10 protein-coding genes are annotated in these 18,686 nt (G+C 41.3%); 8 read left to right on the forward strand and 2 right to left on the reverse strand.

Annotated features, from left to right (window positions below; all coding sequences use genetic code 11):
* Positions 1 to 54 precede the first annotated feature (54 nt).
* Positions 55 to 2,889: a two-component sensor histidine kinase BarA gene (gene barA, locus ACQ96U_RS03860; RefSeq protein ID WP_431719914.1), complete on the reverse strand. Its 2,835-nt coding sequence runs from the start codon at positions 2,887 to 2,889 to the stop codon at positions 55 to 57.
* A 400-nt stretch (positions 2,890 to 3,289) separates the two neighbouring features.
* Here barA and cysM point away from each other — a divergent pair, with 400 nt between their 5' ends.
* The 4 genes from cysM (at position 3,290) to mazG (ending at position 9,108) form a co-directional block, all read left to right on the forward strand.
* On the forward strand, positions 3,290 to 4,183 hold the full coding sequence (gene cysM, locus ACQ96U_RS03865; RefSeq protein ID WP_431720132.1) for a cysteine synthase CysM: 894 nt from the start codon (positions 3,290 to 3,292) through the stop codon (positions 4,181 to 4,183).
* Positions 4,184 to 4,460: 277 nt separating this feature from the next.
* On the forward strand, positions 4,461 to 5,822 hold the full coding sequence (gene rlmD, locus ACQ96U_RS03870; protein ID WP_431719915.1) for a 23S rRNA (uracil(1939)-C(5))-methyltransferase RlmD: 1,362 nt from the start codon (positions 4,461 to 4,463) through the stop codon (positions 5,820 to 5,822).
* 134 nt (positions 5,823 to 5,956) lie between these two features.
* Entirely contained in the window at positions 5,957 to 8,203 is a 2,247-nt protein-coding gene (gene relA, locus ACQ96U_RS03875) for a GTP diphosphokinase (RefSeq protein WP_431719916.1), read from the forward strand.
* Positions 8,204 to 8,289: 86 nt separating this feature from the next.
* The gene (mazG, locus tag ACQ96U_RS03880) at positions 8,290 to 9,108 is read left to right on the forward strand and encodes a nucleoside triphosphate pyrophosphohydrolase (RefSeq protein WP_431719917.1); all 819 of its coding nucleotides are present in this window, start codon (positions 8,290 to 8,292) and stop codon (positions 9,106 to 9,108) included.
* Positions 9,109 to 9,252: 144 nt separating this feature from the next.
* On the opposite strand, the gene ACQ96U_RS03885 is transcribed toward mazG, so the two are convergent.
* A complete protein-coding gene (locus ACQ96U_RS03885) occupies positions 9,253 to 9,594 on the reverse strand; it encodes a type 1 pili tip component (RefSeq protein ID WP_431719918.1) in 342 nt (113 codons plus the stop codon).
* 751 nt (positions 9,595 to 10,345) lie between these two features.
* On the opposite strand from ACQ96U_RS03885, the gene ppc reads away from it, so the two are divergent.
* The 4 genes from ppc (at position 10,346) to ACQ96U_RS03905 (ending at position 18,374) form a co-directional block, all read left to right on the forward strand.
* Complete coding sequence (ppc, locus tag ACQ96U_RS03890) at positions 10,346 to 12,979, forward strand: phosphoenolpyruvate carboxylase (protein ID WP_431719919.1); 2,634 nt, start codon at positions 10,346 to 10,348, stop codon at positions 12,977 to 12,979.
* A gap of 308 nt (positions 12,980 to 13,287) precedes the next feature.
* Positions 13,288 to 14,679 (forward strand): YbaK/EbsC family protein, encoded by a 1,392-nt coding sequence (locus ACQ96U_RS03895; protein WP_431719920.1) that lies wholly within the window; start codon positions 13,288 to 13,290, stop codon positions 14,677 to 14,679.
* Between the two features lie 203 nt (positions 14,680 to 14,882).
* Entirely contained in the window at positions 14,883 to 15,542 is a 660-nt protein-coding gene (gene adk / locus ACQ96U_RS03900; protein ID WP_431719921.1) for an adenylate kinase, read from the forward strand.
* Between the two features lie 1,851 nt (positions 15,543 to 17,393).
* A complete protein-coding gene (locus ACQ96U_RS03905; RefSeq protein WP_431719922.1) occupies positions 17,394 to 18,374 on the forward strand; it encodes a hypothetical protein in 981 nt (326 codons plus the stop codon).
* The last annotated feature ends 312 nt before the right edge of the window (positions 18,375 to 18,686 follow it).

Consider the following 18,686-nt stretch of genomic DNA (forward strand, 5'->3'; position numbering starts at 1 on the left):
TGGTTTTTATACATAGAGTGACGGGGCTCAAAGCTTAGTTTTTGCATTAATTTTTTATTGAGCCGTCTGATATTTTTTATTCCACTGTAATAATTGTTCAGTTTGTTCAATTAACTCTTCCATTGCACTGGCGACTTTTCTTCGTTCTTCTTTATTGTTCTCTGCTGCCTTTAAAATAGACTCCATGTCATGACAGGCTTGACGAAGTAATGGAACACCGCAATAACGTGTAGCTCCATGAAGTCGATGGACCTGTTCAAGTAATTTATCCCAATTTTTTTCTCGATAAAGTGAGCGAATTTCATCCCTGTCTTGTTCTAAGCCTGCAAGTAACATATTCAGCATATCTTGTGCTAAATCCTCTTTTCCTCCGGCTAATTTAATGCCCTGAGCGATATCGACAATACCAGAACTATCATGGGTAGAATGATGTGAAGAAGTTGTATGCTCATCAGCACTTTCTAGTGGCGCCACATGGAGTCCAGTCCATTTCTTTATGACGTGCTGAAGTTGGTTCTCATTGATAGGCTTGGTCATATAGTCATCCATGCCTGCCAGTAAAAGCTGCTTTTTTTCTTCCGCTAAGGCATGGGCTGTGAGGGCTATGATGGGAATACGGCGTTCACCAAGCTCTCGTTCTCGAATACGCTTAGTGGTTTCCAGACCGTCCATGCCTGGCATTTGAACATCCATAAAAATTAAATCAAAGTGGTATTGCTTGGTTTTTATAATCGCCTTTGTGCCTGAGTCAACAGCCGTGACTTTAGCACCTAAGTCTTCGAGCAAGGCTGATACTAATTTTAAATTAGCAGGGTTGTCATCAACTGCCAGGATATGTGGCTGTCGAGTAATAGCCTGGTTTATCCGCTTAGCAACATGTTGGTGTTTGCTTCCTGGGGTACAGGGTTGATCCATAATGAAATAGGATAAAGCACGATATAACCGGTTGTAGCATAAAGGTTTCACGATACATAAAGCATTATTATTATTTTCCAATAGACGATTAATTGAGGCCTCTTTATTGGTACTAGCCAAAATAATTAAATGCGTATTTCGGTTCGCGGCGGCTTTTAATAATTGGCGGATAACATCTAAATCAGTATATGAAGGGTGATGACTGACTAACGCAATATCATAAGGGTTGCGATCATAGCGTGCTTGCTCAAGAAGTTGTGTTAGTTCGTTAGGATCATGACATTGCGTAACATCCAGATCAAAATCGCGGAGCAAGTGCATAATGGCCTGAGCAGCAAGCTCATGATGTTCATACATAATAATCCGGCTGCTAGATAAGGCCGGAAAATGCTCTTTAATGGCAGGTTCATTTGCAATTGGCACAGTGATCGTAAACCAGAATGAGGAACCTTTACCCAGCTCACTTTCAACGCCCACTTCACCCTGCATTTTTTGTGCTAAATGTTTGGAGATAACTAAACCTAAGCCTGTTCCCCCAATGTTTCTTGTGGTTGATGTGTCGGCTTGAGAGAAAGCTTTAAATAGTTCATTTTGCTGTTCTTTGGAGAGGCCAATGCCAGTGTCAGTTACACTGATTCTTATAGTCACTTTGTTATCTTTTTCATCTTCTAACATGGCTCGAATAACAATAGAGCCATCATTGGTAAATTTAATGGCATTACTCACCAGATTAGTGAGAATTTGTTTTAAGCGAAGCGGATCTCCAATAAGCTGAGTCGGCGTATCTGAGTATATTAAGGGGACGAGTTCCAGTGATTTATCATGAGCAGCAGGTGCGAGGATTGTTAAAACTTCTTCAATACTTTCTCGCAAGTTCATTGGAATACTTTCAAGCTCAAGTTTACCGGCTTCAATTTTTGAAAAATCTAATACATCATTAATAATGGCAAGTAGATTTTCTGAAGATTTTTGTATCGTTGATAAATATTCGCGTTGGCGCTCAGTCACTTTGGAACGAAGTAATAAGTTGGTAAAGCCAATAATGCCATTGAGTGGTGTTCTGATTTCATGGCTCATGTTGGCTAAAAACTCTGATTTAATTCGACTGGCCTCTAAGGCTTCTTTTCGTGCCATATCCAGTTCGATGTTTTGAATTTCAATCGTTTCTAGTGTTTCTTGTAAGTCTTTGGTTGACTGTTCAATATTTTGTTGCATTTCTAAATGTGCGCGTTGCAATGAAGCAACCATGGCATTAATGCCAGACTCTAAGGTTTTTAGCTCACCAGCCGTTTCAGAGTTTATGCGTGTATCAAGGTTGCCATCACGGATATGGGCAACGGCATTGATAATTTTTTGTAATGGCTCAGTAATATGAATTCCTAAACGGAAGGCAAGAAACAGGTTGATTAATATCCCAGAAATAATTAACAGGGTGCTGGCTAGAATAGTTTGGTATTTTTTTAACTCTGTATTTGCTCGGGAAAACTCAACTTCAATCCAACCTAAAAATACGCGTTTACTTGAAAGCTGGGTATTATTCCTTAGATCTTGATTAAGCGTATGAGCCTGTCTTGTGAAAACAGGAAGAGCAATATGAATGGTATCTTTTTGAATAGTGATTTGCTGGCTATTGGGAGGATGTTTCATGTTGGATAAATGCTGCGTTAGCATTCTTGGTCCGGCATGAATCACGGGCTGTTTTTCATGAGAGTAAAGTGTAATTGAACGAACGTCGTTTTTTTCTAATGCTGAGCTAGCGAGACGTTGTAACAGCTTATTATTTTCAAGTTGTAGGCCGTACTCACTCATCGGTACAAGTTGTTCAACCGTTGCTTGGCTGCGTTCCAGCAGCAATGTATCCAGATCATTTAGGCGGGCAATAGTAAAAAAGACACCTAGTACCAGTGATATGGTAATCGTTGGTAGTAGTGCTAAAGCGAAAACTCTATTTTTTAAGCCCTTATTACGAAACATAAACAATCCTTTAGGGATTAAAATTTGATCACACTACTTATCAAGTAAGCCTTACTACTGCCTAAAAAACGATAGGCTAGGTTGGTGTGTTAACTTATGGGTGTTATGTGATCAACTATCTGGTCGCAATTGGAGTATAGCGTTATTGAGCGGGGATTAAGCCATGACTCTGAAAAGGGTGCAAGTTTATAACCCTTAGCATTGCGTTTTAAGGGATAGGACATATACCAAAATGATCCAACTGTATTATTTTAAATAGCTTAGAAGAATAACCATATAGTTAATCAGTATTAACATTTAATGGTTAGGGTAGGTACCATTTGTGGTATTACAGGATAAGCCATGTAGCGATACAGGCTTGATTGAAGAACTGTCTTGGTTATCAGAAGGACTTTCGGTTGTGCAGAGTGACTATCCTACCATTGACTCGTTGATTGGTAATACACCATTGGTTCGCTTGCAACGGTTAAGTGCAGGTTATAACAATACCATTCTATTGAAAATGGAAGGACAAAACCCCGCTGGCTCGGTAAAAGATAGACCTGCACTCAGCATGATTAATGAAGCAGAGCAACGGGGGTATGTGCATCCCGGTGATACATTGATAGAGGCCACAAGTGGTAATACGGGCATCGCCCTGGCCATGGCGGCAGCAATCAAAGGCTATCGCATGGTTTTAATTATGCCCGAAAATATGACCGCAGAGCGGCGGGCAGCAATGGCTGCCTATGGAGCCGAGATTATTCTGGTCAATAAAGAAGAAGGTATGGAAGGTGCCAGGGATTTAGCTGAACAGATGCAAAAAGAAGGTAAAGGGGTGGTGTTAGATCAGTTTGCTAATGAAGATAACCCGCTTGCTCACTTTAAGGGAACAGGTCCAGAGATTTGGCAGCAAACCCAAGGACAAATAACACATTTTGTCAGTGCAATGGGGACAACAGGCACGATAATGGGGACGTCGAGATACCTTAAAGAAAAAAATCCAGCAATAGAAATTGTTGGTTTGCAGCCTGAAGAAGGCTCTGCCATTCCGGGAATTAGACGCTGGCCTGAAGCTTACTTACCTAAAATTTTTGATGCCTCTCGCGTTGATCGAGTACTTGATATTGCTCAACGGGAAGCTGAAAGCATGACTCGACGTTTAGCACAGCAGGAAGGAATACTTTGTGGTATTTCCTCTGGTGGCGCTGTTGCTGGAGCCCTTCAAGTAGCATCAGGCGTAGAAAATGCCACAATCGTAGCGATTATTTGCGATCGAGGAGATCGATATCTATCAACAGGTATCTTTAGCTAAAGCCATTAAAACTTTGGGGCATCAACCTATATTTTTGTTTAAAGCGTTTAGGGCTGCCTCATTTAGCTATTTTGTTTATAATGGTGCGGTTAGTAACAATGATAGTGTTAGCATTGGAAATAATGTAAAACACTAAACCATGCCGCTTGATTAGACTTCAACCCTTTGAGGGTGTAGTGAAATACAGCAATTGCTACACATACCCCTTGTAATATCTTCTCAGTGCGGGTAGTGATTATAACAGTATTGGGAATAGCTGCTTTTTAGCTTACTCACTATGAAAAAACGCACCTCTGTCCAGTTTTATTCGTCTCATTCAGCACGTCAAAAAACCAAGCCTTTACCCTCAGTGGCAGCGCTTCGCGTGGAAAAACTTTCTCATGATGGGCGAGGTATTGCCTACTGGCAGAAGAAGCCTGTTTTTATTCATGGGGCATTACCCAATGAATGGGTAGAGGTTGACTTTACATCGAATCGCACTCGATTTCTTGAGGGGAATGTAAAGTCGGTGCTGGAGCCGTCTCCATCACGTATTTCACCAGAATGTAAACACTTTACAGCTTGTGGAGGATGTTCCTGGCAGTTTGTGGCGGCAAAGCAGCAACTTGAGTGGAAACAGCAAGCGGTTGTCGAGCAAATTCAACGCATGGCAAAGACTGAGCCGGAGACTTTATTACCCGCTATATGTAGTCAACCATGGGGGTATAGACACCGAGCAAGGCTTGCCTGTCATGTGGTGAAAGGTCAGTTACAGCTTGGTTTTCGTAGTTTGCAGTCTGAAAAAATTGTAGAAGTGACTCACTGTTTGACATTAACACCTCAGCTGCAGCAACTGCTTGAATCTTTAAGAACGCTAGTATCGGGTTTGAATGGTAAGCGATGTATAGGTCATATTGATATCGCTCAAGGTGATACGGTAGTGGGGATAGCGTTGAGACTGGTTAAAACATTGCCGGATACGGATATTCAGCGGCTTGAGCAGTGGTCAATTTATCATAATGTGAGTATCTGGTTGAATGCTGGCCCTGAAAGTGAGCCTATTCCATTACTACCTGAACAGCCAGAAGCACTGTTTTATAGTCTATGCCGAGGACGTATCCAGTTAAGTTTTTTACCCACTGACTTTATACAAGCAAACCAGAGTGTTAATGAAGCCATGGTTAATCAAGCAATTGATTGGCTACAACCTAAATCAGGGGAGGCGTTACTCGATTTATTTTGTGGTATTGGTAATTTTACCCTACCGTTAGCGCAGTATACTGGGGTAGATATTACTGGCATTGAGGTGAGCGCTTCAGCCCTTAAGCGTTGTCAAATGAATGCTCAAAGCAATGGGATTGCGAACATCAAGACCTATCAGGCCGACTTATCTGCACCACAGTCTCTGTCCAGCTGTTTAAAAGGAAAGTCCTTTGCCGGAATTTTGTTGGATCCTCCTCGCGCAGGAGCCTTAGCGGTGGTTAGTCAAATCGCCGAATTAAAATCACAACGAGTGGTCTATATTTCCTGTAACCCAGCAACGCTTGCGAGGGATACGGCTGAGTTGGTTAAGCATGGCTATAAGCTCAAGCAGTTAGGAGTACTTGATATGTTTCCCCATACAGCCCATATAGAATCAATGGCACTGTTTACTCGGTAATCTGTAATGTCGGGTAGTGTTAAAGAGAGGTAAATAGTGTGTGAGGACATGTACTTTGGCGAAGTGTACGGGTCCTTAATGTAACAACGATAAGAACGATTCCAAACAATAACCCGTAAAACCACAAGGCGAATATGGTTAAGGTTAGAGAAGAACATCCTGTCCATTCTGATGGCACAGTTGATTTGGATGCATGGTTGCAGCGTATTCAAGCAGAAGTCGCGACTGAAGATGATACGGCATTGCGAAAAGCGTGCGAAATAAGTCAGCTTGCAGAAAGAGAGAGTCAAGACAGTCATCATAGCTGGGAAGGGACCAGTAGCTTTATTACTGGTCTGGAGATGGCTGAAATTTTAGCAGGCTTGAAACTGGACCAGGAGACATTGATTGCTGCGGTTTTGTATCGAGGAGTGAGAGAAGAAAAGCTAACGCTGGAATATGTAGAAAAAGAGTGTGGATCTGGGGTTGCAAAACTCATTGAGGGTGTACTGGGCATGGCGGCCATTATGGCTGTACAGCCTCGAAGTGGTGGCGCAGTTTTGGGTGATCGGTTGGGCCAGCTTGAAAAAGTCCGAAAAATGCTGGTTTCAATCATTGATGATGTGCGTGTTGCACTGATAAAACTTGCGGAACGAACATGTGCAATCCGTGCCGTGAAGCAGGCAACTAAGGATAAAAAACGTAAAGTTGCTCAAGAAGTTTTTAATATTTATGCCCCGCTTGCTCACCGGTTGGGTATTGGTTACATCAAATGGGAGCTGGAAGATTTATCATTTCGTTACCTGAAACCCCAGGACTACAAAAAAATTGCTCGGTTGTTGGATGAGAAACGGATAGACCGAGAAAACTATATTAAAAATGTGGTGGGCCAGCTTCGAACATCGCTTGCTGAGATGAATATAAATGCAGAAGTGAACGGGCGGGCTAAGCATATATACAGTATTTGGCGCAAGATGCGGCGGAAAGGAATCGACTTTAGAGATGTCTATGATGTCCGTGCTGTCCGTGTACTTGTTCCCCATGTGCGAGATTGTTACGCGACGCTTGGTGTCGTTCACTCCCTTTGGCGACACATTCCCCGTGAGTTTGATGACTATATTGCAACGCCGAAAGAAAACGGTTATCGCTCGCTTCACACTGCTGTGATTGGCCCTGAAGGTAAAACGTTAGAAGTACAAATTCGTACTCATGACATGCACGAAGAGGCTGAGCTGGGTGTTTGCGCTCATTGGCGTTATAAAGGAACGGACTTAGGTTCTGGTCGCGATAGTTATGAAGAAAAGTTAGCCTGGCTACGACAAGTACTAGAATGGCAAGAAGAGCTGGGTGATATTGAGGGCCTTCCTGATCAATGGCAGGCAGCTGTCGAGGCTGACCGAATTTATTTGTTCACCAAAGATGGTCATGTGGTGGACCTGGCTGTTGGTGCAACCCCACTGGATTTTGCTTATCGAATTCATACTGAAGTAGGTCATACCTGTCGTGGAGCCAAGGTGGGTGGCAAGATCGTTCCCTTAACCCATAAGCTTAAGACTGGCGATCAGATTGAAATTATGACAACTCCAGGCTCAACACCTAGCAGAGACTGGTTAAACCCTAATCTGGGTTATCTCACTACATCACGCGCACGTGCAAAAGTTATTCATTGGTTTAAACAACAAGATAAAGAACAAAATGAGCTGGCGGGACGACATCAGTTAGAAGCTGAATTTAAGCGGTTAGCTTTACGCCAAATTAACTATGAAGAGCTTGCCCAACAGGTTAACTATAAAGCAGCCCCCGATATGTTTGCGGCAGTCGGCGCAGGTGACTTGAAAGTTGCACATGTAATTAATGCTGCACAACGTATTTTGGCACCGGATGAAGCTAAAGAGTTTATGTTTTTAACCCCAAGGCAGCCAACCCCCCAAAAAAGTCAGGATGCTGGTGTTGTTGTGCAAGGGGTAGGTAATTTGTTGACACATATGGCGGGTTGCTGCCATCCAGTGCCTGGTGATGCCATCATTGGCTATATTACTTTTGGTCGAGGAGTAACCATTCACCGAATGGATTGTGCTAATGCTGTTCAGCTTCAGGAACAAGAACCAGAACGTATGATTGAAGTAGACTGGGGGGGGAAATATGAGGAAACTTACCCAGTCGATGTTGAGGTTCTTGCTTATGACCGTCCAGGGTTACTACGAGACATCACTGTCGTACTCGCTAATGAGCGGGTAAATGTATTGGCAGTCAATACTCAGTCAAATAAACACGATAATTTAGCACGTATGCAACTTACCATCGAAGTGCCTAGTTTGCAGATGCTTGGACGCGTGCTTACACGTATTAACCAGTTACCTAATGTCATTGAAGCTAATCGGCATCGACTTAAAAATCACTAGTAGTCAGTGCAAATGAGTACAGCACACACTGGTAAACATACACAGTATGTGTACTTTAAGCTGTATTTATAGGAGACCTGTTAAGTATGTCGCATTACACGATGGATGATTTATTGTATTTGATGGCTCGATTGCGTGATCCTGCAACAGGTTGCCCTTGGGATATTAAACAAACGTTTTCGACAATTGTTAATTACACGATAGAAGAAGCTTATGAAGTCGCGGATGCTATTGAGCGTGATGATATTCAACACCTTTGTGATGAGCTTGGAGACCTACTCTTTCAAGTGATTTTTTATGCACAAATGGGGGCTGAGAAAGATTATTTTGATTTTGACAATATTGTTCATCAGCTCGTCACTAAGTTAATACGCCGTCATCCACATGTTTTTCCTGATGGTGAACTTAAGGCAACCCAGAATGAAATTGAGCGAGCGGATGTCACTGATTTAGATGTTAAAGCAAGCTGGGAGCGCATCAAAAAACAGGAACGTCTTAAAAAGAATAAGCGTCAGATCTTGGCCGATATTCCGTTAAGCTTACCTGCCTTAAAACGAGCACATAAATTACAGTACAGAGCTGCACAAGTTGGGTTTGATTGGACTGATTATAAGCCTGTGCTTGATAAAATCAGAGAAGAACTTAAAGAAGTTGAGTTAGCCATAGAAACAGGCAAAGAAGAACATATTCAAGATGAAATTGGCGATCTTATTTTTTGTTGTGTTAATTTAGCAAGGCACTTACAAGTTGATGCGGAACAGGCAGTACGTCAGTGTAATGCAAAATTTACACGGCGCTTTAATTATATTGAAGAGCAGCTTGCGGCTAATGAACAAGACTGTAAAAGTAGTTCACTTACAGAAATGGATTACTTGTGGCGACAGGCGAAAGAAAAAGGTTTGTAAAAGCCTCAATAGTCCAAGTTTAGAAAAGTTTGACCCTATAAAATTTTAGACTAAATGAATAACATTATGCCAGCGACCTTCCCAGGAAAGTCGCTGGCTTTTCCTTATTTGATCAAAACGGCATTACTCTACAAAAACGTTTATCTAGTGGGTATCAGCTAAACTTTCTTTAAATGTTTTTAAATGCTTTTTGGATAATTCAAGGTATTTTGGTGTTGGGCCGATATCTTCGTAAAGAGGGTTACCTTCTTCATCTTCAGCGACAACAAGTTGGCCTCGTTGATAGGGGAAAGAGCGTTCTAACTCATCCAGAGCTGCATGTAGTAAGTCTCGAATAATTTCTTCTGTATGGCGGCGTGGATACATTTCACTAAGTGCGGCAAGGCGGGCGGCATCTTCCAGGGGGAGTTGGACGCAGATTGAATCATGAGTAACTGCTCCACGCGCAGAGTTTTCCCATTCATTAATTAAATCTTTAATACTCATTGTATGGTTCACTTTAATCATATGGGCGCTATCTAAAAATGCGCTTTTTCACCTTTGCCAGGCTAATGCAGCATGCTGGTTTTTATGTATCCTTTATACTTCATTCCATACAATGCTGACGTATATTAACGAAAAGAGCTTTTACAGAAGCGCCTCTAATTTGTATGTTTTTGAAATTTTTTATCGGTACTATCCTTTGTGTTTATCTTAACTAAACGAAAGTCAAAATTAAAATGTTTCTGCTCGAAAGAAGGACTTTATTAGACTTTACCCTTTGTCCTGTAGAGCAATTCGTTGAGCTTTTTTTAGTCTAGCGTTTCTTTAAAGAGACAACAAAGTGATTATTGCATTAATAGTGTTAAATAAGTAGTGAAGACATGCATTGATGTGTATTTAACAAATACAGTTTACCTGTAGTGCGACATTTACCTGTAGAAAGTGAGTGCATGTTAGGGTGGTGTCATAACAGCTTATTTATTGCTTCATATAAGGTGAAAGCTAACTTACATTAAAGCACATTAAACTGGACTTAAGATTTGTGCTTGTTATAGGCAATATTCACATTGTACTTCTAGCATCGGTTGGCCTGTGGGGGCTATCTTTAGTACACAGATTCCTTTAGGCTATATAGGTTATCCATATTCCTGGGTACGCGCCCTTCACTATGGGAAGTGTCTGTATTTTTTGTCTGTTTTAGTTACCTGGTTTGTTTTTGGGTAAGCCAGATTGCTGTTTATTTGGGGGAAGGTTAATGCCCGATACACATGCTGCGCTACGTAATAATGTACATCTTCTTGGTGAGTTATTAGGTAATACCATCAAGGAGCATATGGGGGAACAGTTTTTAGATAAAGTTGAGTTGATCCGGCAGCTTGCAAAAGCAAGCAGAGCAGGAAGTAAGGCGGGTCAGGAAGCATTATTAACTGAACTTAAGGGATTAACGGATGATGAGTTGCTACCTGTTACACGTGCTTTCAACCAGTTTTTGAATCTAGCGAATATTGCAGAGCAATACCACACTATTTCCAAGCATTCGCAGCAGTGTCCACTTGAGTTAAATCCTATAGCCGAGTTACTTGATCAGCTGCTTGCACGACAGTTTAATGCCGACACGATTATTGAAAACCTATCAAAACTTAAAATTGAGTTGGTATTAACAGCCCACCCTACAGAAGTAACACGCCGTACACTGATTAAAAAGTACGAGGAAATTGCTAACTGTTTGTATGTTAAAGATCACCACTACTTGTCGGGTGCTGAAGAAGAGCAACTGATCCATCGTTTACAGCAGTTAGTCAGTCAGGCTTGGCATACAAATGAAATACGTGAGGAGCGACCAACTCCTGTTGATGAAGCCAGGTGGGGATTTGCCACAATAGAGTATTCGCTTTGGCATGCTGTTCCACGGTTTTTACGTCAACTGAATCAGCAGTTAAAACAACGTATTAATCGAGAATTACCTTTGGATATTTCACCCGTTCGTTTTGCATCATGGATGGGCGGGGATCGTGATGGTAACCCTAATGTGACGGCGGCAATTACCCATCAGGTTTTAATGTTGAGTCGATGGATGGCTGCTGACTTATATTTGCGAGATATGGATACGCTGATTGGTGAGCTGTCAATGAATGAATGCAATCAACATTTATTGATGGAAGTGGGTAATCAGAGTGAACCTTATCGTGCATTACTTAAGCGGCTTCAGACCCGTCTTCGGGTGACACGTGATTGGGCTGAAAGTGCTACTCGGAGCTATATTGAGCCTACTGCTGATGTATTACTGTACAAAGAAGATTTATTAGCCCCGTTAAAACTATGCTACCAGTCCCTGCAGGATTGTGGGATGCATGTGATTGCAGATGGGCCATTATTGGATATTTTATACCGTGCCCACTGTTTTGGTTTAAACCTGATTAAACTGGATATACGTCAAGATAGTAGTCGTCACAGTGATGTGATCGCTGAACTCACAAACTACTTAGAACTAGGTGATTATACCGCCTGGACAGAGGAGCAAAAACAAGCATTTTTATTAAAGGAGCTCGCCAGCAAGCGTCCTTTGTTACCCTGTCAGTGGCAGCCTTCTGCTGAGGTCAAAGAAGTTATAGACACCTGTCGTGTTCTGAGCCGTCATGAGCCACATGCGATAGGTAGCTACATTATTTCAATGGCTAAACAGCCATCCGATGTGTTAGCCGTGATTCTGTTATTGAAAGAGTGTGGTGTTCAACACCGAGTACCCGTTGTTCCTTTGTTTGAAACACTGAATGATTTGGCGAATGCTGATGATGTCATCAAAAACCTATTGGGTGTAAGTTGGTACCGTGACTATATCCAGGGCAGTCAAGAGGTGATGATTGGTTACTCAGACTCGGCTAAAGATGCGGGTATGCTGATGGCCTCATGGGCACAGTATCAAGCGCAAGAAAAATTAGTAGAGGTTTGTAAACGTGCAGGCGTGAAGCTAACGTTGTTCCATGGCCGTGGGGGAAGTATCGGTCGTGGGGGTGGTCCTGCTCATGCGGCTATTTTGTCACAGCCCCCAGGTTCAATTGGTGAAAGGATGCGAATCACAGAGCAGGGGGAAATGATTCGCTTCAAGTTTGGTTTACCTAATGTCGCGGTTAGAAGTCTGGCGTTGTATACCAATGCTGCTTTGGAGGCTAAGCTAATACCACCTCCTGTGCCAAAAGATAGTTGGCGAGAAATGATGGATGGCTTAACAGGAACATCACTCAATGCATATAGTGGAGTGGTTAAAGAGAATACTGATTTTGTTGCCTATTTCCGTGCGGCAACACCAGAACAAGAACTTGCCAAGCTGCCTCTAGGTAGTCGGCCTGCGAAGCGGAGAACATCTGGTGGTTTAGAAAGCTTACGTGCTATTCCCTGGATATTTGCCTGGACTCAGAATCGTCTGATGTTACCGTCTTGGCTGGGGAGTGGCGAGGCATTACAGCAGGCGCTTGATAATAAGCAGGAACCATTAATACGAGAAATGATGTCTGAATGGCCATTTTTTAGAGCCAGGGTCAATATGTTAGAAATGGTACTTGCAAAAGCGGACTTATCATTAGCGGCTTATTATGAGCAACGACTTGTCCCTGAATCTCTGCAGCCATTAGGTGAAGAGCTGAGACACCGTTTGGCAAGTACTGTGGAAGTTGTACGTTATCTGAAGAAAGTACATGACTTATTAAGTGATGAGCCTTGGATTCAACAGTCTATTGCATTGAGAAATCCCTATACTGATCCACTTAATGTATTACAGGCCGAGTTATTATTTCGTTTACGTCATGAAACAGAAAATATTAAGCCTCTAGTCCGTCAGGCATTAATGGTGACGATTGCGGGGATTGCTGCAGGTATGAGGAATACGGGTTAATATCTATCAACCTGTCTGCTGCAAGGAGGCAGCAGCTGGACTTATAGTTTGTTTTAATCTTGTGTTTCAGCTTGGCTAAATAAGAAAAATGATCCCTCCGTATTTAATAAAAAGTAATAAATTCTGCAAACTAATCAGTTTTAACTAACTATAATAAACTGTAATGGAGACAACTATAATCACCACTATGGATTATAGTAATAAGTTGATTCAGTTTGAGTTTATAAAATTGAAAAATAAGGTCAACGGATTTGACTACGTTAATGTCTAATAAGTATGTATATGGCTTAGGCCAGGGGGAAACTGGGATGCATATTGCGACCCGGATTAAACGCTATTTAGCCGCCAAGGGCGTTCCCTATGCGTTGTATCAATTAAACTGTGGTGTATCACTTTCTCAGGCCGTCTCACAAATAGGCATTGATCCCTCTCAGGTTGCTGTACCTGTTCTTATTTCTCGGAGACAAGGTCAGTGGATGATTGTGACCAGTGTTGACCGTGTACTGTCATGTGGTCAATTGTCACAAGTGCTGCAAGAGCCTGTCCGTTTAGTTCCTCATCATGAAGTGGATAAACTATTTTCTGATTGTGCACCAGGCATTAAGCCAGCTTTGGCAGTACCTTATCAATTGCCTTGCTTACTGGATAAAGCATTGATGAGCAAAAATAAGGTATATTTCGTATCGGGCTGCCCATCGATACTTGTGGGGGTGGATAGTGATGAGTATTTATTTCTTCATCCGCATGCACAACTCTTTGAGTGGCCAAAAAATGAGCAGCAACCAACGGTGACAGATAATAGTGAACTCATTATTTTTCCTGGCATAACACCCACAAACGAGCATGATCAACTTGATCAGATCATGCCCTTATCTGCAATACCTGCAACTTCACCAATAGCGAGTGTATTACTTAAACACCCAGAGTTAAGAGAAGATGAAGTTTCTCTGCTTTCATTTCTTGATGAGCATGGACTGATAAGTCGTCAGCTCTGTAAGGTTGGTGCTGCTATTAGCCACAAAAGATGTAGTTGTTCTCGTGAAGTCATAGAGCAGCTGGGAGGGTGTAAGACTTACGACTTAGCACTGGCCAGTGCTATTATCTTATCTTTTCGCGTACCACTGCGTGGACCATTGGGTCTTAATAGTGTGTGGCAGCATGCGTTGTATAGTAGTATTCTCGCTGAGTCCCTGTTATTTCATGTACCAAAGCATGATCAAAAAGCACTCACTAACCTTCGATTAACCTGTTTATTACAGCATGTTGGGGTGTTGTTATTGGGGCACATTTTTAGACCAGAGTTTGTGATGCTCAATAAGTGGGTTACCTGTCAGCCACATATATGTTTGAATGACTTTGAGCAGCGTTTAGTAGGACTGGGACAAGCACGAGAGATAATTCGCTTTGGCTATGCTCAGCTTGGTGGATGGCTACTCAAACGCTGGCGGTTGAGCCACGCAGTAATACAAGGTGTAAGCCAACAGCTTCAGTTAGATTCAGAAATTCCCCTGGTGCATATGTTACAGGTGGTGAACTATATGTTGACTTGTCACCGAGTGAGTTATGCAACCCTTGCAGATTATCCAGAGCATGCCTTTAACTGCCTGGATTTGTCTTTGGATGTGGTAGATCAACATTTTACGCAAGTGGCTAAAGATTATCCGAGGACAGATCAACTTGCGTTCACACAAGCAGCTTAACTTGGTTGTGCTACCCTTACACCACAAATGCTTAACTTGAGCATCATTAACGACCTGTGTATCTTACCTGCTACTTTTGATTGATCTCGCTTGTTGCAAAACTGAAATAATGATTAGAAACGTTTTGCAACAGCCTCATTTGTTATAGAATCGGCGATTTTTTAGCATATACAGCCTAAAGCATATTAAAGGAGCTGGCATTCATGCGTGTTATTTTGTTGGGGGCACCTGGGGCGGGAAAAGGAACCCAGGCTAAGTTCATTATGGACACATTTAATATTCCTCAGATTTCTACTGGGGATATGTTACGTGCCGCAATAAAAGCGGGTACACCACTTGGCCTACAAGTTAAAGAGGTCATGGAGTCAGGCGGATTAGTGTCTGATGATATTATTATTAATCTAATCAAGGAGCGAATTCAGCAGGATGACTGTGAGAATGGTTTCTTATTTGATGGATTTCCACGCACCATCCCACAAGCCCAAGCGCTTGTCGATGCAGGTGTGAGCATTGACTGTGTTGTTGAAATTGCTGTTGATGATGATGAAATTATCAAGCGGTTAACTGGCCGTCGAATTCATGAAGGCAGCGGACGGGTTTATCATGTCGTGTTTAATCCGCCTAAGCAGCCTGGAGTAGATGATGAAACAGGTGAGGTATTGATTCAGCGAGATGATGATACTGAAGAAACTGTTTGTAAGCGTTTAGAGGTTTATCATTCTCAAACAGCACCATTGGTTAACTTTTATAAAGACGCTGAAGCCTCTCATGGAACACCTAATTACGTCCGTGTGGATGGTAAAGGCTCAGTGGATGCTATTCGCTCTGCTGTCTTGGAAGCGCTATCTTCCTACCAAAATTAAAAGGCTGTCAGCCGATAGGGGGATTCTCCCCCTCAACTGTCCTCTCTATCATTTGCTTATCTTTATGTTGCTAAAAAAGCTGGGGCGCATTTATTCTTGAAATATGAATAATGTTCGTCTTGTAGCTTTTTTTAAACAGTCATCTTACTCTTATAGAATCTTGAATGTATTTTACAAAATATTATTTTGCATAAAGTGCTTATAATAACGGTTATTTTTACTGTTTGTCTTTGTTGCCCCGTTTTGTGCCGATATGTTTTTACTAACACTAGATAACGCCCCAGTTAACTTTTTTTATTTATACTTGGTCTTTATGGCGAGTAGAAAAGTCGTTAATGCTGGTTTTTAATTGCCTTTATTTCAGCTCTTTGCTTATTGTATAAGCTATTTCAATTCATAATTTGATGTGGCTTAAGTCAGTCATTATGGGCATGTGTTGTCTTATTTCTTTTAAGGTTCAGCTTTCTGTTTGCATCATGTTAAGAAGGATTGTTTGACAGTTAAAATAAACTGAGTGCATGATGGGATAGTAATGTCACTCAGCCTATTGGTGACAAAGGTGGCTAGAATTTTAGTAGATCAGTATGGGGTGGGGTTGCCTCTGACTTTTAATGCATTTAGCTTTTGAGCATTTTCAAGAGGACTGATTCTAAATATATCGGCTATAGGTAAACTTTAGAGAATTGCAAAAACGCTTGTAGTGAATGGTAAATATAAATGAGGGCGAGTTAGTAACCTGAGATGAGTGATAACATCACTAAATGAATTTAAAAGCGTTGGTTGTAAGTTGTCGATAGACACGTTTCTGTAATTCACTTTTAAGTGCTAAGGCTATTGTTGAAACTGGTGTAGTAGCTGAAATACTGCTTTGGCGTTTTATGTGTAGTATATGATAGAGCTATCAGTAGCTAATTTATCCTGGCATTCGTTGGCTCTCAAAGTAAGCGCAACAACATGACCCTGCTACTTTAAAGTCAGCCTATTTAGTTTCTGAGCAGGCTTATTATATTGTTAACAGTGTGAGCAAGTAAGTTTATTTGTTGTAGGGACATATATATCAAGCAACTGATTTTTCTGTCACTTATTTTATGAGCTGTTTCCTTTCAATAATGGGTGAAAAGTCATAAGACTATTTGCCGGATTTGAGTAGAGCCATCAATTCGTTGTTCTGGTAACTTATCTATTGGTGATACATCACGTTGAATATATTTCATGTGATAGTATTTGGTGCTGTCGTACTTATGAAGGTAAATGATGGTTATGATAAGTTTTTTGTAAAATTAAGTCGCTAAACTGGATAGATTCGCGTTGCTGTCTTAAATTGAACTCAAATAGGTTAGTTGAGTTGTTAAGAAGAGAGTCAATGCTTGAATGTTGATGTCGCTGTTTGCTTTGGAAGGTAACGGTGGTAATTATGATATACAAATGGACGAACTACTTTCTTCCTTGTGTTATAAATGACTCATACAAATGCTGTTATCATTTTAGAATTATGCGTCTCAGTTTGTTAGGATAAAGAAAGCAGGATACATTCTTTGCTACAGATTTATCTTAACTATTCTAAGTTAGCCTTGGATAATGACCTATTTATTGAGCTTGACTACAAAAATAATTTGCAATTTGGCCGAGAAATGATTGATAGGATAGCTCAGATTTGTGTCTGATTTATAAAGAAGATATGTGTCGTTTGGTGGTCAAATCATAAAAAGATTCAACTTTCGTGTAAAAAGAGGGTGAAAAATTTTTGCGATTTAAATATTATTCGCCCCTAACTGTTTGTTGACGCACAGTTTTTTGTGCTATGTTTTAACTGATAACTCTAATATTAGATTTCCGCTCAGGAGAAATGAAATGGCGAGAGGTAGAAAACCTGGGACTAAAGCAAAAAAGTCCCCTGCAAAAAAAGCGGTTGCTGCTAAGGCAACAAAAACTACAACTACAGCTTCTACTGGCCTTGAAAAAGCAATGGCTGAGTTAGGAAAGGTTTCTGAAAGAGTGGCTAGCGCTAAACTCAAAATAGATGAAGCTAAGACTAAACTGGCTACAGCTAAAGCAAAACTGAAGTCAAGTGCTACGGCTACAAATAAAAAAGCAGTAGATCGTGCTAATGCAGCCATTGAAAAAGCACAAACTGATTGGCGTGCATTAAATGAGAAGCTTGCTACTGCAAAACAAGCTGTTGATGTTGAAAAAGTTATTGCTAAAGGCGAGCAATTAAAAGAAGCTGCACAGAAACGTGTGGAAGAATATCAAGCTTCTCTTAAAGCAAAAGCTGATCAAGATCTTGCAAAAGCAGTTGCAACTTTTGAAGCTAAGTGGTTGAAAAGCCGTGAACGGGCTGACCAAGTAAAAGTTAAAAAGCGTGAAACCGCTGAAGACAAGAAACTGAAAGTTGCACTCAAAAATGTAGAAGTTAAAGCAAAAGAAATGGGTGAGAAAAAAGCTTCTACAGCCGGTGCAAAAAAACGAGGACGTAAACCAAAGGCAACTACTGCAGCTAAAACAACAGTTGCAACAACTACCACAACTAAGCGTCGTGGTCGTCCACCCAAAAAAGCGACAACAACGGCAACTGCTGCTAAAAGTACTGCCCCAAAACGTCGTGGTCGTCCACCTAAAAAAGCCACAGCAACAACTACTGCGACTACAACAAGTGCCCCAAAACGTCGTGGTCGTCCACCTAAAAAAGCTACAACGGCTTCAACAGCAACTAGCACTACAGCACCTAAGCGTCGTGGTCGTCCAGCGGGATCAACCAGTAAAGCAAAAGTGACTAAAGCTAAATCCACAACGACTAAACGCCGTGGTCGTCCACCTAAGAAGCAAGCATAGTCCTATAAAGAAGGGTTAGTTAAGTACAAAATGTCTGTTCTTAACTAGCTTCTACTCAAATAGATGCCAGGATGGCATCTATATTTTTTCCTAGATTTTCCTATAATTATGTTGTGGAACCCTTTCAGTACATCAATTTCTTAACCTCTCCTCATCTATCCTTTAAAATTAGTTTGTTCCCTGAGAAGCATGTGCATACTTATATTATCTCTGCAATGTTTGGGGATGGCGCTAAGCTGATTTATAAAAATGAGTTATTGCAGTTGTTATTACATATAATGTGTGAGCAAATGCATTAAGGTAAAATTCTGT

The sequence above is a fragment of the Zooshikella sp. RANM57 genome (assembly GCF_050749885.1).
Classification (GTDB): Bacteria; Pseudomonadota; Gammaproteobacteria; order Pseudomonadales; family Zooshikellaceae; genus Zooshikella.